The organism is Mesorhizobium opportunistum WSM2075, assembly GCF_000176035.2.
Lineage (GTDB): Bacteria > Pseudomonadota > Alphaproteobacteria > Rhizobiales > Rhizobiaceae > Mesorhizobium > Mesorhizobium opportunistum.
Genome location: NC_015675.1, coordinates 1,209,329 through 1,225,056, shown reverse-complemented (window position 1 = coordinate 1,225,056; position 15,728 = coordinate 1,209,329). Strand labels below are relative to the sequence as shown.

11 protein-coding genes are annotated in these 15,728 nt (G+C 64.3%); 5 read left to right on the top strand and 6 right to left on the bottom strand.

Annotated elements, in window-relative coordinates:
- Positions 1 to 22 precede the first annotated feature (22 nt).
- Complete coding sequence (locus MESOP_RS05830; protein WP_013892402.1) at positions 23 to 331, bottom strand: putative quinol monooxygenase; 309 nt, start codon at positions 329 to 331, stop codon at positions 23 to 25.
- Positions 332 to 481: 150 nt separating this feature from the next.
- Between MESOP_RS05830 and purH the strand changes: the two genes are divergently transcribed.
- On the top strand, positions 482 to 2,098 hold the full coding sequence (purH, locus tag MESOP_RS05825) for a bifunctional phosphoribosylaminoimidazolecarboxamide formyltransferase/IMP cyclohydrolase (RefSeq protein ID WP_013892401.1): 1,617 nt from the start codon (positions 482 to 484) through the stop codon (positions 2,096 to 2,098).
- A 168-nt stretch (positions 2,099 to 2,266) separates the two neighbouring features.
- On the opposite strand, the gene MESOP_RS05820 is transcribed toward purH, so the two are convergent.
- Together MESOP_RS05820 and MESOP_RS05815 are read right to left on the bottom strand one after the other, a co-directional pair.
- Positions 2,267 to 3,643 (bottom strand): MFS transporter, encoded by a 1,377-nt coding sequence (locus tag MESOP_RS05820; protein WP_041164539.1) that lies wholly within the window; start codon positions 3,641 to 3,643, stop codon positions 2,267 to 2,269.
- Between the two features lie 400 nt (positions 3,644 to 4,043).
- Complete coding sequence (locus MESOP_RS05815) at positions 4,044 to 8,834, bottom strand: NAD-glutamate dehydrogenase (protein WP_013892399.1); 4,791 nt, start codon at positions 8,832 to 8,834, stop codon at positions 4,044 to 4,046.
- A gap of 137 nt (positions 8,835 to 8,971) precedes the next feature.
- Between MESOP_RS05815 and MESOP_RS05810 the strand changes: the two genes are divergently transcribed.
- Entirely contained in the window at positions 8,972 to 9,535 is a 564-nt protein-coding gene (locus MESOP_RS05810; protein ID WP_013892398.1) for a peroxidase-related enzyme, read from the top strand.
- A 136-nt stretch (positions 9,536 to 9,671) separates the two neighbouring features.
- Positions 9,672 to 9,998, top strand: coding sequence for a YciI family protein (locus MESOP_RS05805; protein ID WP_013892397.1), 327 nt, complete (start codon positions 9,672 to 9,674; stop codon positions 9,996 to 9,998).
- Between the two features lie 9 nt (positions 9,999 to 10,007).
- Here MESOP_RS05805 and MESOP_RS05800 read toward each other — a convergent pair whose 3' ends face one another.
- Positions 10,008 to 10,622 (bottom strand): LysE family translocator, encoded by a 615-nt coding sequence (locus tag MESOP_RS05800; protein ID WP_013892396.1) that lies wholly within the window; start codon positions 10,620 to 10,622, stop codon positions 10,008 to 10,010.
- 456 nt (positions 10,623 to 11,078) lie between these two features.
- Here MESOP_RS05800 and MESOP_RS05795 point away from each other — a divergent pair, with 456 nt between their 5' ends.
- Positions 11,079 to 11,705, top strand: a complete 627-nt coding sequence (locus tag MESOP_RS05795) for a DUF1062 domain-containing protein (RefSeq protein WP_013892394.1) — start codon at positions 11,079 to 11,081, stop codon at positions 11,703 to 11,705.
- 58 nt (positions 11,706 to 11,763) lie between these two features.
- Here the strand turns inward: MESOP_RS05795 and typA are convergent, their stop codons facing one another.
- On the bottom strand, positions 11,764 to 13,593 hold the full coding sequence (gene typA, locus MESOP_RS05790) for a translational GTPase TypA (protein ID WP_013892393.1): 1,830 nt from the start codon (positions 13,591 to 13,593) through the stop codon (positions 11,764 to 11,766).
- Positions 13,594 to 13,789: 196 nt separating this feature from the next.
- Here typA and MESOP_RS05785 point away from each other — a divergent pair, with 196 nt between their 5' ends.
- Positions 13,790 to 14,071, top strand: a complete 282-nt coding sequence (locus MESOP_RS05785; protein WP_245265056.1) for a hypothetical protein — start codon at positions 13,790 to 13,792, stop codon at positions 14,069 to 14,071.
- A 14-nt stretch (positions 14,072 to 14,085) separates the two neighbouring features.
- Here MESOP_RS05785 and MESOP_RS05780 read toward each other — a convergent pair whose 3' ends face one another.
- Positions 14,086 to 15,660, bottom strand: a complete 1,575-nt coding sequence (locus MESOP_RS05780) for an alkaline phosphatase D family protein (protein ID WP_041164538.1) — start codon at positions 15,658 to 15,660, stop codon at positions 14,086 to 14,088.
- Between the last annotated feature and the right edge of the window lie 68 nt (positions 15,661 to 15,728).

The following is a 15,728-nucleotide window of genomic DNA, read 5'->3' as shown; positions in this document are numbered from 1 at the left end:
GCCGCCAAACCAGTCGGCTCGCTCAAGCCTGCTGCGGGATACCGAAGGCCTGATAGGTGCTGAGCGATGGCGGGCCGGCGAAGGCGAAGCGGATCTTGTCGACCATCGCCGCCGCCTCGCCGCTTCGGTCATAGCGCTCGGCATCCTCGGCCGTGCTCCAAACGGTGATTGCCATGAACGTGTCGCGCGCCTGGTGCTGCTGCAGCAGCACTGCGCTGATATTGCCGTTGGCGGCGCGGATGGCGGGGATCGCCTCGGCCTCGTAGACGGCCCGCAACTGCTCCGTCGTGTCCGGCAACGCCCTGAACTGGCCAATACGCACGAATGCCATAGGTTTTCCTCCATCGCGAGCAGATGAGCTTATACTGGATGCCGCCAAATTGCGTATGAAGCCGTCGAATGACGCGCGGCGCTTGATTTCCGGGCCTCATATGCTACGGCGCGGGCATCCATCACACCAGCCGTGAAAGGCCGCCAGCCCATGGCCCTCGCCGCCAAGAACATTCCCGCACCGGACCTCGTTCCCGTCCGCCGTGCCCTGCTCTCCGTTTTCGACAAGACCGGCCTGATCGACTTCGCCAGGGCATTGGCCGCGGCCGGCGTCGAACTGGTCTCGACCGGCGGCACCGCCAGGGCGATCGCCGAGGCCGGCATGACGGTGCGCGACGTTTCCGAGCTCACCGGCTTTCCCGAGATCATGGATGGCCGCGTCAAGACGCTGCATCCATCGGTGCATGGCGCGCTGCTTGGCGTGCGCGACGATCCCGAACATTCGGCGGCGATGCGCAAATATGGCATCGAGCCGATCGATCTCGTCGTCTCCAATCTCTATCCGTTCGAGGAAGTGCGCCGCTCCGGCGCCGACTACGCCGCGATCGTCGAGAACATCGACATCGGCGGCCCGGCGATGATCCGCGCCTCGGCGAAGAACCATGCCTACGTCGCCATCGTCACCGATCCCGGCGACTACGCCTCGGTGCTGAACGCGCTGGAGATGAACATCGGCTCGCTGTCGCTGGATTTCCGCAAGAAGCTGGCCGCCAAGGCCTTTGCCCGCACCGCCAGCTATGACGCGGCGATCTCCGGCTGGTTCGCCGAGGCACTCGACATCGAGCATCCGACCTGGCGCGCCTTCGGCGGCAGACTGGCCGAGGTGATGCGCTATGGCGAAAACCCGCATCAGGGCGCCGGCTTCTACGTCAATGGCGACAAGCGGCCGGGCGTCGCCACGGCGCGCCAGCTGCAGGGCAAGCAGCTGTCCTACAACAACATCAACGACACCGACGCCGCCTTCGAACTGGCCGGCGAATTCGATCCCGGCCGCTCCGCCGCCGTGGCGATCATCAAGCATGCCAACCCGTGCGGCGTCGCCGAGGGCGCCTCGCTGAAAGCCGCCTACGCCAAGGCGCTGGCCTGCGACCCGGTCTCGGCCTTCGGCGGCATCGTCGCCGTGAACCGCACCCTCGACGCCGAGGCGGCCGAGGAGATCGTGAAAACCTTCACCGAGGTGATCATTGCGCCAGACGCAACCGACGAGGCGGCGGCGATCGTCGCCGCGAAGAAGAACCTGCGCCTGCTGGTTACCGGAGGCCTGCCCGATCCGCGTTCGCCCGGTACGACAGTCAAGTCTGTTGCCGGCGGCATGCTGGTCCAGGGCCGCGACAATGCCGTGGTCGACGAGCTCGAGCTGAAGGTGGTGACGAAGCGCGCGCCGACCCCGGCCGAAATGGCCGACCTCAAATTCGCCTTCCGCGTAGCCAAGCACGTCAAGTCGAATGCCATCGTCTACGCCAAGGACGGCGCCACCGTCGGCATCGGCGCCGGCCAGATGAGCCGCGTCGATTCCTCACGCATCGCCGCCCGCAAGGCGCTCGACGCGGCGGAAGCGGCCGGCATGGCGGAGCCACTGACCAAGGGCTCGGTCGTCGCCTCCGACGCCTTCTTCCCCTTCGCCGACGGTTTGCTGTCAGCCATCGAAGCCGGCGCCACAGCGGTGATCCAGCCCGGCGGCTCGATGCGCGACGACGACGTCATCGCCGCCGCCGATAAGCATGGCATCGCCATGGTATTCACGGGCGTCAGGCATTTCAGGCATTGAAGCACCTTTTTCCTTCTCCCCTTGTGGGAGAAGGTGGATCGGCGCGACAGCGCCGAGACGGTTGAGGGGTGTTCCAGCGGAGTGAGGCGTTGGCGTTCCCTGGCGCACCCCTCATCCGACCGAGCTTCGCTCGGCCACCTTCTCCCGCAAGGGGAGAAGGAAGAGGCGCTATTCCACCGGCCGATCCGCCGGATAAGGCGTCCTGAGCAGGATCGCCATACCTATAGCCAAGAACAGGATGATCACCGCCATGCCGAGCCGGGCCGAGTCGCTCACCGCGGTGATCGTCGCCACCAGGAACGGCGCCAGGAAACTGGTCGCGCGGCCGGCCAGCGCGTAGATGCCGAAATAGCGGCCGGATTCGGCGGCCGTGACGCTGCGCGCCATGTAGGAACGTGACGACGCCTGCACAGGACCGAAAGCCAGTCCGATGAGCAGGCCGTACAGGATGTAGGCCTTCTCCGCCGCCGTGCCGAACAGCCCGCCGGAATCGGTGGTCGGCAGCTGGATCAGGCCGAGCAGCGTGAAGCCCGGGCCGGTCGAGACGACGCCGATGGTGGCGACCGACAGCATGACCAGCGCAATCATCACCACGGCCTTTGAGCCGAGCGCGGTGTCCAGCCGTGCGGCGACCCAGCAGCCCAAGATGGCGACCACGTTGAGGATGATGCCGAACATGCCGATCTCGGTGATCGACCAGTGGAACATGCCTGCCGCGAAGGTGCCGCCGAGCGCCAGCAGGGCGTTGACGCCGTCCTGGTAGATCATGCGGGCGACGAGGAAGCGGAAGATGCCGCCGCGCTTGCGCACCTCGGCCAGGGTCGATTTCAGCTCCGACAGGCCTTCGCGCACCGCGGGCCCGATCGGGATGCCCTTGATGGCGTCCGGCGTGAAGAAGAACATCGGCAGGATGAACAGGAAATACCAGCCGGCCGATAGCGGTCCGGTGGCCCTGGCGTCTTCGCCGAGCTTCGGGTCGAGCCCGAACAGCGGGTCGATGCCGATGATCGTCTTGCCGGTCTCCGGCGAACCGGCCAGGCAGGTGACGACGAAGATCAGCGCGATCATGCCGCCGAGGTAGCCGAGGCCCCAGGCGACGTTGGAGATGCGGCCGATCTCGCTCTTCGGCACCAGCCGCGGCATCATGGAATCGTTGAACACGGTGGAGAACTCGGCAGCCACGGAAGCCAGCGAGAACAGCGCCACGACCAGGAACAGGTTCGAGCCGGGCGCCGCGAACCACAGCAGGATAAGGCTGGTGATCTTGATCGCGGCGAAGAAGGCGATCCACGGCTTGCGCGGCCCGGTCTGGTCGGCGATCGAGCCGAGGATCGGCGACAGCACCGCGATGACCAGCCCGGCGGCGGCGATGCCGTAGCCCCAGACGGCCTGGCCGGTGTTGGGATCACCAGCCATGCGCGAAACGAAATAGGGACCGAAGATGAAGGTGGTGACGACCGTGAAGAACGGCTGCGCCGCCCAGTCGAAGAACATCCATCCCCAGATGCCGCGTCCGGATGCACGCTGCACTGTTTCTACCGCCATGATGATTCCCCCGGCCGCGCCCGTGTCGGGCGCCATGTCTGCATGTTTTTCATGACCGCGCAAATGACAAGCGTCCAGCTGCCGTTCATTGCTCCTGGGTTCCGTACCCCACGAAAGCTACGCTGTGCGCACATCTTGTGTGATTAGCGTGACTGATCGGCCGAGGCTTGATTGCCACGTGGTTCCCCCAATCCGTCGCTGCTTCGCAGCGCCACCTTTCCCCCCTCCGGAGGGAAAGGAAAGGAGCGTTGCTGGACGCGCGTTGACGGCAAAGAGCCTGGCGCCTTTCCTCTGCCCCGTCGATCGGGGGAGAGGTGGCTCGGCGAAGCCGAGACGGAGTGGGGGTCGACCAGCGCGGCATGACAATGCATGCGCCAAGCTGCTATGCACGCTATCGGCCTCACATCGCCGTCAGATCGCTCATCAGGCCCGACGCCACCGACAGCCGCGACACGGTGATGTCGCCGCCTTCGGTCAGCGCCTGCAGCCGCTCGCGGATGCGCGCCACCCGCTCGCCGCCGGCTTCCAGCCAGGCCACCACCGGATCCGCCGTATCGGCATGGCCGGTGAGTGCCGCCACCGCGATGCCACGCCGCGCCGCGCCGATCGTGTCGGTGGCACGGGACAGAGCGAGTTGGTCATAATAGTCCGAAGGCGTGATCGAGCGCGCGGCGTCCTCGACGCGCGGGATGCGGAAGGCGTCGCTGACGGCGAAGAACGCCTTGGCCGCGGCGACGATGTCGGCACCGGCGGTGCGCGCCGTCAGGGCGATGTCGGGGATCAATTCCGCCACCTCACTCAGCGCCAACTGCCCGGCCAATCGATCCGGCGCGCCGGCTTTGAACAGCCCGTGCCGCTTCTCCTCGATCCGCTCGCGTGAAAAGGCCGGCAGCAGCGAAACAAGTTTCGGCTCCAGCGCCTTGCGCGCTTCCTGCAACTCGGCGATGCGCTGACCGAGCGGCGCCATGCCGGCATCGTTCTTCAGATACCAGCCGCTGGTCACATAGATCAGCCGGCTAACCATCTGGTAGAGATCGAGCTGCACCTGGCCGTCGACCTGGCTGTCGAGCGCGTCGATCTCGCGATAGAGCGCCGGCAGCGCAAAGCCGTCGCGCACCACTGCGAAGGTGCACACCACGTCGGCGGCGGTGCGGCCTGTGGCTTCCTGCAGCCGGTTGACGAAGGACGGGCCGCCGCGATTGACGAGGTCGTTGGCGACGACACGGGCAATGATCTCGCGGCGCAGCCTATGGCTATGGATCTCGGCGGCGTATTTCTTGCCCATCCGGTCCGGGAAATAGCCCATCAGGTCGCGGTCGAAATGCGCATCATCAGGCACGTCGCTGACGACGATGTCGGAAAACAGCACGATCTTGGCGTAGGCGAGCAGCACGCCGAGCTCTGCCCGGGTCAGCGGCTCGCCGCGTGCCTCGCGCTCGGCAAGTGCTGCCGGCGACGGCAGCGTCTCGACGGCACGGTCGAGCAGGCCGCGGGCCTCGAGCGCGGTCATGAACCGGGCCTGATGCGCGATGTCGGCGAGCCCGCGCTTGCGCGCGATCGAAAGCGCCAGCGTCTGCTGGTAGTTGTTCGACAGCACCAGCGAGCCGACCTCGCCGGTCATCTCGGCCAGCAGCTTGTTGCGCGCCGGGCGCGTCAGCGATCCCTTGCGCATGGCCGACGCCAACGCGATCTTGATGTTGACCTCGACGTCGGAGCAGTTGACGCCGCCCGAATTGTCGATGGCGTCGGAATTGCAGCGGCCGCCATTCATGCCGAACTCGATGCGCGCCCGCTGCGTGACGCCAAGATTGGCGCCTTCGCCGATCACCTTGGCGCGAACGTCAAGTGCCGTGATGCGGACGGCATCGTTGGCGCGGTCGCCGACCTCGGCATTGGTTTCGGTCGACGCCCTGAGATAGGTGCCGATGCCGCCGAACCACAGGAGATCGACTGGCGCCTTGAGGATGGCGGTCATGATCTCGACCGGCGTGGCGGTCGTCTTGGCCAAGCCGATCGCCGCCGCCGATGCCGCCGGCAAGGTGATCGACTTCTGGTTGCGCGAGACGATGATGCCGCCTTCCGAAAGCTTGCTCTTGTCGTAGTCCTGCCAGGATGAGCGAGCGAGAGCGAACATGCGCTCGCGCTCGGCCATCGAGGCCGCCATGTCCGGGTCCGGATCGATGAAGATGTCGCGATGGTCGAAGGCGGCGATCAGCCTTGTCTTCGGCGATAGCAGCATGCCGTTGCCGAACACGTCGCCGGACATGTCGCCGACACCGACAACCGTGAAGGGCGACGTCTGGATGTCGCGGTTGATCTCGCGGAAATGCCGCTTGACCGCTTCCCAGGCGCCTTTGGCGGTGATGCCCATCTTCTTGTGGTCGTAGCCGGCCGAGCCGCCGCTGGCGAAGGCGTCATCGAGCCAGAAGCCGTGCTTCTCGGAGATCGCGTTGGCGGTGTCGGAGAAGGTCGCCGTGCCCTTGTCGGCGGCGACGACGAAGTACGGATCGTCCTGATCGCGCCTGACGACGCCGGCCGGTGGAATGACGCCGTCCAGCCCGATATTGTCGGTGATCGACAAAAGGCTGGAGACGAAATTCTTGTAGGCCGATGTGCCGGCCTCGAAGATCGCGTCGCGCCCGGCGCTCATCGGCAGCTTTTTCGGATAGAAGCCGCCCTTGGCGCCGACCGGCACGATGACCGCGTTCTTGACCTGTTGCGCCTTGACCAAGCCGAGCACCTCGGTGCGGTAGTCCTGGGCGCGGTCAGACCAGCGCAGGCCGCCGCGCGCCACCGGGCCGAAGCGCAGATGCAGGCCCTCGACCTCGGAACCGTAGACGAAGATCTCCCGCCACGGCCGTGGCGCCGGCAGCCCTTCCACCGCTTGCGAATCGAGCTTGATTGCCAGCGACTGGCCTTTCTCCTTCGTATCGGCAACGAAATGATTGGTGCGCAGCGAGGCCTCGATCAGATTGAGGTAGCGGCGGATGATGGTGTCGTCATCGATGTTGGGCACATCTTCGAGCGCATCCTTGATCTTGGCCTTGAGATGCTTGGCTGCCACCACGCCTTCGCCCTCGGCGGTCGGGCCAAGCCGGGCGATGAACAGCGCATGCAGGCCGCGCGCGATGTCGGGATAGCGGTTCAGTGCCGCGGCGATGAAGTCCTGGCTTTGTGGAATGCCGACCTGCTGCAGATAGCGGCCATAGGCGCGCAGGATGGTGATTTCGCCGGACCACAGGCCGGCGGTCTGGGCAAGGCAGTTATAGCCGTCATTGTCGACATCGCCGCGCCAGACCGACAGGAACGCGTCCTCGAACAGCGCGCCGCCATCGCCGAGGTCGATCGGCTTGCCATAGCTGTTCTCCAACTCCATGTCGTGGATGAAGACCCGGCCGGACTGCACGTCACCAACCTCGAAGGTGCGCTCGCTGATGACGCGAAAGCCGATGTTTTCCAGCAGCGGAACCCGACGCGACAGCGCCACCGGGCTGGCATGGTGAAAGATCTTCAGCGCCGCCTGATGCGGCTTCTGCTCGGCATGGCGGTAGTAGTCGATGGCGATCGGATTGTCGGCGCCGATCTTGGCGATGCGCCCGGCATCGACCAATGCCTCCGCCGCGCTGAACGAATCGCGATAGCTCTCCGGCAGCCTCGCGGCGATCGCCTTCAGCGCCTGGTCGCCGCCATGGGCATCCGCCGCGTCGGAAAGGGCATCCTCCCAGGTGCGCACGATGTCTCGGATCGCCGCCTCGATCGTCGCCTGGTCGACTTTCGGCGTCTTGCCGCCGGAACGGCCGATGATGAAATGCACGCGCGCCAGCCCGCCTTCGGGAAAGGCCGGGTAATAGGCCGACAGCCGGCCCTCGAAAACGGTTTTCAGATAGGCGCCGATCTTCTCGCGCACGACACTGTCGTAGCGGTCGCGCGGCACGAAGACGAGGATCGAGACGAAGCGGTCGAACTGGTCGGCGCGCACCAGCGCCCGCACCCGCGGCCGCTCGACCAGGCCGAGAATGGCCGCGGCGTGCTTTCTCAGGATCGGCACCGGCACCTGGAACAGTTCATCGCGCGGATAGCTCTCCAGCACGTTGATCAGTGCCTTGCCGGAGTGGTCGTGACGGTCGAAGCCGGACTTTGCGATGATGGTTTCGGCCTTGGACCTGAGATAGGGAATCTTCATCACCGAGCGCGTGTAGGCGGTCGAGGTGAACAGGCCAACGATGCGCAATTCGCCCGCCAACGCGCCCTTGGCGGTGTAGGTCTTGATGCCGATGTAATCGAGATAGATGCGGCGGTGCACCAGCGACTTGGCATTGGCCTTGGTAACGATCAGCGGCTCCGGCCCGTGCAGGAAGGCGCGGATTTCCGGTGTCGTCGTCACCGCTTCGGTGCCGCGCCTGAGCACCAGCACGTCGGGATCCGTCAGGATGCCGAGGCCGGCCTTGTCGGCGCGCTCCAGCGTGCCGCTTTCCTCGCCGCCGGTGTATTTGAATTCGCGCATGCCGAGGAAGGTGAAATTGTCGTCGCGCAGCCACTCCAGGAAAGCTATCGCCTCGGCGACGCTCTTCTTGTCGAGCGGCACAGCCGAATAGCGGAATTCCGAGATCGCCTGGTCGAGCCGGGCCAGCATCGGCCTCCAGTCGTTGACGGCGGCGTGGACCTGGCCGAGCATCTTGCGCAGCCGCTCGGTCAAGCCGCTCGCAGCTTCGACCGTCACCCGTGGAATATGAACGTGGATCACACTCAGCCGATCGTGGCTGCCGTCGTCCTTGGCGAAATTGCCGTCGCCGAGGATCTCTTCCACTCCGCCCTTGCCGTGGCGAACCGTGATGACCGGGTGGGTGACCAGGCTCGGCTCGCCGGCGGTTTCGGTGACCTCGCCGAGGATGGAATCGAACAGGAACGGCATGTTGTCGTTGACGACGGTGATGACCGTGACCGGCCGGCCGTCACGGAACACACCCGAATCGGCTTCGACGGCGACGACGCACTCACCCTTCTTGTGCCCGGCGACCGCCTGACCGGCGAGGTCGGCGGCGCGTTCGAGGTCGGCCACTTCATAGGCCGCGATGTCTTCGGCCGGCGCTCGGGCGAGCAAATAATCGGCAAGCCTGGCTGGCCTTTCCTCCGTTTTCGCCGCCGCTGTTGGCTTCTTCTTCGACTTAGCTGCGGTTTTCACGCTGGCCATGATGCTTCTTGCCTCCCGTCGCATGCTTTTGAGACTATGGTAGCAGATGACCGCTGTTTGGCGACAAAGGTTTGACGGCTTGCCAAGAATTGTCGGAATTCGGCGGCAAGCCATCATCCAGGGTGGAGAGATGACCAATGAACGGCAAAATTTCGGCGCTTGATCTGGCTCCCGAAGAGTTGAGCGAGCCGACAAGAGCCTATTTCGCCAAATGCGAGGAGAAGCTCGGCCTCGTTCCCAACGTGCTCAAGGCCTACGCTTTCGACGACAAGAAACTGCGCGCCTTCACCGACATGTACAACGATCTGATGCTGGGCGAGTCTGGCCTGTCGAAGCTGGAGCGCGAGATGATCGCGGTCGCCGTCTCCTCCATCAACCACTGCTATTACTGCCTGACCGCGCATGGCGCGGCGGTGCGCCAGCTGTCCGGCGACCCTGCGCTCGGCGAGATGATGGTGATGAATTTCCGTGCCGCCGATCTTTCGCCCAAGCAGACCGCAATGCTCGAATTCGCCGTCAAGCTGACCGAAGAGCCGGCCAAGATCGTCGAGGCCGATCGGGCCGCGCTGCGTCAGGCCGGCTTCACCGACCGCGACATCTGGGACATCGCCTCGACCGCTGCCTTCTTCAACATGTCGAACCGCGTGGCGGCGGCGATCGACATGCGGCCGAACGACGAATACCACGCCATGGCAAGGTGAGGCGCGGCGGCCGGAATCCTGCCCGCCTTATATCAGCTATCCCTCATCTTCGTTGATTGTTTGCCCGTTTGGTCCGATGATCGGCGCGCGGCGTGACCGCATGCCGGTTCGATGCCGCGGATGAAGGGAGGAGAACATGGCGAAGTTTCTCTACGTCTATCACGGTTCCGGCAAGATGCCGGCGACCGAGGCCGATCTAAAGGCGTTGACGGACAGCTGGACGGGCTGGTTCGGAAAACTTGGCTCGGCTGTGGTCGACCGTGGCAATCCGGTTGGCATGTCGAAAACCGTCCTGCCCGGCGGCAAGGTCGAGAACAATGGCGGCAGCAACCCGACCGGCGGCTATTCGATCATCGAGGCGAAAGACATCGACGACGCCACCAGCAAGGCCAAGGATTGTCCGATCCTGATGGAGCCGAACTGCAACGTCGAGATCGCGCCGATCCTCAATATGATGGGTTGACGCGCCGGTTCAGGACCGCGCCGCGATGGCCGCGGCAGCGCCGGCCATCGTCGTGGCGCTGATGCGGTTGGCGATCTTCATGGCGCGCTTGCTCTTCAGCAGCTTGCGCGCCTGCGAGGCGGCGAGCACCCAGGCGAGATCGATGGCGATGAGCACCACGGCCATGGTCGCCGTCAACTCGACCCAGCCGACGATGCTGACCGAGGCCAGGTCGATGATGGTCGGCAGCAGCGCCAGGTAGAACATCATGATCTTGGGGTTGCCGAGCGTCACCGCCATGCCGGCGAAGAACAGTTTCACCGGAGAATCCTCGCGCGGCATCTCGCCTTCCCTGGCGTCGACAGGTGCGGTCCACATCTTCCAGGCGAGGTAGGCGAGATAGGCGACGCCGACCCATTTCACCACGACAAAGGCGAAGTGGAAGGTCTGCGCCACAACGGCCAGCCCGAACACCGCCAGCGACAGCCAGATGCCCTCGCCGATCCACATGGCGAGCAGGAACGGGAACACGTCACGAAAGCCCTTCGAGATGACACGCGCGACCAGAGCCGCGATCGAGGGGCCCGGTGAACCGGCAGCGACAAACAGGGCGGCGGCGAAAATGAGCAGCGAGGTGAGATGCATGGCAGGATCTCGGATTGAGGTTTGACTGCCACACTAGCCAGCAACAGCAGCATTGGCAAAGACAAGGTAGTCACTTTGGTCGGCAGCCCGGGCCTCCATGCTCGCGATCCCATGCTCGCGATCCCTTGCTCGCGATCCCTTGCCGTTTCCGCGTCCCGCAGCTAGAAGAACCGCCGCGAAACAATTTCTGAGCTTCACTTTGCCTACGTAACCGCCGGTCTCGTCAACTCCCCCGACACACCTGCATGGCGCCGCATTCGCGATGCCTGTTTTCATTTTCATGTGTTCCTCTGGCGGCGGTTCGAGACCGGTTTGGCACTGCTGAACCGCTGTCGCGCGCTTTCCGCCAGCGACACCTGACTTCACAATCTCCGCAGCCTACCGCCACGCCGCGCCCGCATGGGCATCTCGAGATTGCCGACCTGATGAACTTCCCGACGGGAAGGGCTTATCGGCATGTCCGGCACTGTGCGTATCCACTGGGCGATCGCGCCCGCAATTGCTCCTCGACCCCTCATCAACTGCAATCGCTGCGGCGGCGTGAAGGCGTATCGCTGCAGCGAAAAATTCCGCGTCAACGCCAACGGCAAGCGCATCGACGTGTGGCTGATCTATCGCTGCGTCGATTGCGACAATTCCTGGAACTTCGGCATTCTCGAACGCTGCAACCGCCGCGACATCGAACCGGCGCTGCTGCAGGCGCTCGAAAGCAATGATCCGGGGCTGGCCCGGCGCCATGCCTTCGACGTCTCCGCGCTACGCAATCAGGTAGGACATGTCGAGGAGTTCCCCGATGTCGCCGTGAAAAGGCATCTGGTTGGGGAGACAAGCGAAAGCGCGACAGCGCTGGAACTCAGGCTTGGGTTGGAAATGCGGATATCGCTCCGCCTCGACCGCCTGCTTGCCAACGAACTCGGCATCTCGCGGTCGCGGCTTCAGGCCTTGCAAGAGAGGCGATTGCTGACCGTAAGGCCGGACGGGGCCAAAGCCCTGCGCAGAGCGGCTCACGAGGGGACGATCGTGCTGATCCATCTGGAGGGTGAACCCGACCGCGAAGCCATCATCTCGGCAGCCGGCGGTTGAATGAAAAAGGGGCGGAGCACCCGGTGCTCCGCCCCTTTTTTTACAAGGAATCAGAAGATTACGCCGCGCCGACCACCTTGGCCGACTTCTCGAAGCGCTTGCGCTCGTTCGGGTCGAGATAGAGCTTGCGCAGGCGAATGGTCTTCGGCGTCACTTCGACCAGCTCGTCGTCCTGGATCCAGGCCAGCGCGCGTTCCAGCGTCATGCGGATCGGCGGGGTGAGCTTGACCGCCTCGTCCTTGCCGGCGGCGCGGATGTTGGTCAGCTTCTTGCCCTTCAGAACGTTGACTTCGAGGTCGTTGTCCCTGGAGTGGATACCGATGATCATGCCCTGATAGACCTTGACGCCCGGATCGATGACCATCGGGCCGCGGTCTTCAAGGTTCCACATGGCGTAGGCCACGGACTCGCCCTGCTCGTTGGAGATCAGCACGCCGTTGGTGCGGCCCGGCAGTTCGCCCTTGTAGGGCTCATAGGCATGGAACAGACGGTTCATCACGGCGGTGCCGCGCGTGTCGGTCAACAGTTCCGACTGGTAGCCGATCAGACCGCGCGTCGGCGCGTGGAAGACGATGCGCTGGCGGTTGCCGCCGGACGGGCGCAGCTCGACCATCTCGGCCTTGCGCTCCGACATCTTCTGCACGACGACGCCGGCATGTTCCTCGTCGACGTCGATGACGACTTCCTCGACCGGCTCCAGCAATTCGCCGTTCTCGCCCTTCTGCATGACGACGCGCGGGCGCGACACGGCGATTTCAAAGCCTTCGCGGCGCATCGTCTCGATCAGCACGGCGAGCTGCAATTCGCCGCGGCCGGAGACGAAGAACGAATCCTTGTCGGGCGATTCCTCGATCTTCAGCGCGACATTGCCTTCGGCTTCGCGCAGCAGGCGGTCGCGGATGACGCGGCTGGTCACCTTGTCGCCTTCGGTGCCGGCGAGCGGGCTGTCGTTGACCAGGAAGGACATGGTCACGGTCGGCGGATCGATCGGCTGCGCATGCAGCGCCTCGGTCACCGCCAGATCGCAGAACGTGTCGGCGACGGTGCCCTTGGACAGGCCGGCGATGGCGACGATGTCGCCCGCCTGCGCTTCTTCGATCGGCTGGCGCTCGAGGCCACGGAAGGCCAGGATCTTGGAGATGCGGCCGGTTTCGATCTGCGTGCCGTCATTGTGCAGCACTTTGACCGCCTGGTTCGACTTCAGCGTGCCGCTCTCGATGCGGCCGGTGATGATGCGGCCAAGGAAGGGATTGGCTTCCAGGATGGTGCCGATCATGCGGAACGGGCCGGGATGAACGGTCGGCGCCGGCACATGTTTGATCACGAGATCGAACAGCGGCGCAAGCTGCTGGTCCTTGGGGCCTTCCGGATTTTCCGAGACCCAGCCGTCGCGGCCCGAACCATAGAGGATCGGGAAGTCGAGCTGCTCGTCGGTGGCGTCGAGGGCCGCGAACAGATCGAACACCTCGTTGACGACCTCGACATGGCGGGCGTCCGGCCGGTCGATCTTGTTGATGACGACGATCGGCTTCAAGCCGACCTTCAGCGCCTTGCCGACCACGAACTTGGTCTGCGGCATCGGGCCCTCGGCGGCGTCGACCAGCACGATGGCCGAATCCACCATCGACAGGATGCGCTCGACCTCACCGCCGAAATCGGCGTGTCCGGGCGTGTCGACGATGTTGATGCGCGTATCCTTCCAGTCGACCGAAGTCGCCTTGGCCAGGATGGTGATGCCGCGTTCCTTTTCGAGGTCGTTGGAATCCATGGCGCGTTCGGCGACGCGCTGGTTGTCGCGGAACGAGCCGGACTGCTTCAAAAGCTGGTCGACCAGGGTGGTCTTTCCATGGTCGACGTGCGCGATGATCGCGATATTACGGAGTTTCATGTTCTGATCTCGGAAGCGTTGCAGGCAGCAGGCCAAAGGCGCTGCCTCTTTCGGTTGCGCGGCTCATACAGGGTTTTTCGCAGTTGCGAAAGGGGAAGCGCAACACCAAATACTCATCAAATCTTAAGCATCTGCGTGTGAAATGATTTTGTTAACCAAGGCGGGAACCATTCAGGGCCCGGGCAGTTCGAACGTCATGACCGATAAACTCAACCGATATTGGCCGCTTATCGCCTCCGCGGCCTTTGCCGTTCTGCTGGCGGCCAACGCCGCGCAGTCGGCCGCCACGCTGAAGGAAGCACGGCCGGCCCTGCCGATCGATGCGCCTTCGGCCCAGCAGGCTTTCGCCGACGCCCCCGACGGCGTCGATCCGATGGTGACCGGCCCGGTCAGCGCCGCCTTCAAGCAGCGCCAGGACGCAGCCAACTGCGACAGCGCCGTCTGGCCGAACATTCCAATGGTCTGCTACCCGGACTGACGACCGTCAGGTCTTTACGCCGACCGTACCGGGTCGAGCGTGATCTTGTAGAGTTCGTTGTCGTCGCGATCCATCAGCCGCACGGTCATCTGCTCGGTGGCGCCGGAAATGTCGACAAGGCCAAAGAATTGCAGGCCGGCTGACGGCGGCAGGTTCTGCCCCTGCTCGGCTGTCGGCGCCTTGATGAACTTCAGCTCCGGACCGAAGGTCATGTCGAAATCGTTCGGGCCGAAGGTTCCGGCATGGATGGGGCCGGAGACGAATTCCCAGAATGGACTGAAGTCCTGGAACTGCGCCTTCTCGGGATTGTAGTAATGCGCGGCTGTGTAGTGCACGTCGGCGGTGAGCCAGACGGTGTTGCTGATGCCGGCATTCTTGATGTAGCGCAGCAGGTCGGCGATCTCCAGCTCGCGTCCCTTTGGCAGACCGTTGTCACCATTGCTGACAGCCTCCGCGCCTGCCTTTTTGACGCCATCGTCCCAGACGACGAGGCCGAGCGGCATGTCTGCGGCGATGATCTTCCATGTCGCCTTGGAGTTGGCTAGCTCCCGCTTCAGCCATTTCGTCTGCTGTTCGCCCAGCATGCGCGATTGCGGTGTCATCTCATCCTGCATGTCCGGACCGTTGGGGCCGCGATAGGAGCGCATGTCGAGGAAGAACACGTCGAGCAGCGGCCCGTAGGCTATCTTGCGGTAGACGCGGCCGGGCTCCGACGGCTCGTAACGGATCGTCGTCATCTCATGGAAGGCTCGGGCCGCGCGGGCCGCCAGCACATGGATGGATTTTTCCGTGTAGCGATCGTCGGCGCTCAGATTTTTCGAATCCGACCAGTTGTTCAGCACCTCGTGGTCGTCCCACTGATAAAAGGTCGGGCAGATGGCGCTGAGACCCAGGACGTGTCTGTCCATCATGTTGTATTTCCACTGGTCGCGGTATTCGTCCAGCGTCTCGGCGACCTTGCGCTTACCATCGACTAGCACGACGTTCTTCCACTTGCCGCCGCCGGGCAGGTCGACCTCGTCCTTCATCGCGCCGTCGGCATAGATGGTGTCGCCCGAATGCAGGAAGAAATCGGGCGTATGCTTGCCGATCGTGGCGTAGGTCTTCATGCCGGTCTCGTCGATGCCCCAGCCCTGGCCGGCGGTGTCGCCCGACCAAGCGAACTTGATGTCGCGCTTCGAGGCCGGCGCGGTGCGGAAGCGGCCGACGATCGGCTCGGAGACGGCGTTGATGTCAGCGAGGTCGGCTGCCGTCATGCGGTAGAAGATGTCCTGATCGGAAGCGAGATCGGTGAGCAGGCGTCTGACCGTATAATCGCTGGCCGGCGACGTATCGAGCGGCGCCAGCCGGATCGCGTTGGCGAAATTCTCGGTCGACGACACTTCGAACATGACACGCGACGGGCGATCCGTGCGCGTCCACACCATGCCGCTGGTGGCGTCGACATCCCCCGACTGGACGCCATGGGTGAAGGCCGGGCGCTGGTTGGCGCGAGAATAATAGGGCAGCGCCAGGCTGGAAACGCCGACCAGACCAGCGGCGCTGGCGGAGGTGACAAAAGCGCGGCGAGTCATCGAGAGCTTGTTCATGGCTGTCTCCTGGATGGCGTTGAACGTTGCCACCAAGCTCCAGCCTCAATGTTTCAGGCTCATCTCGA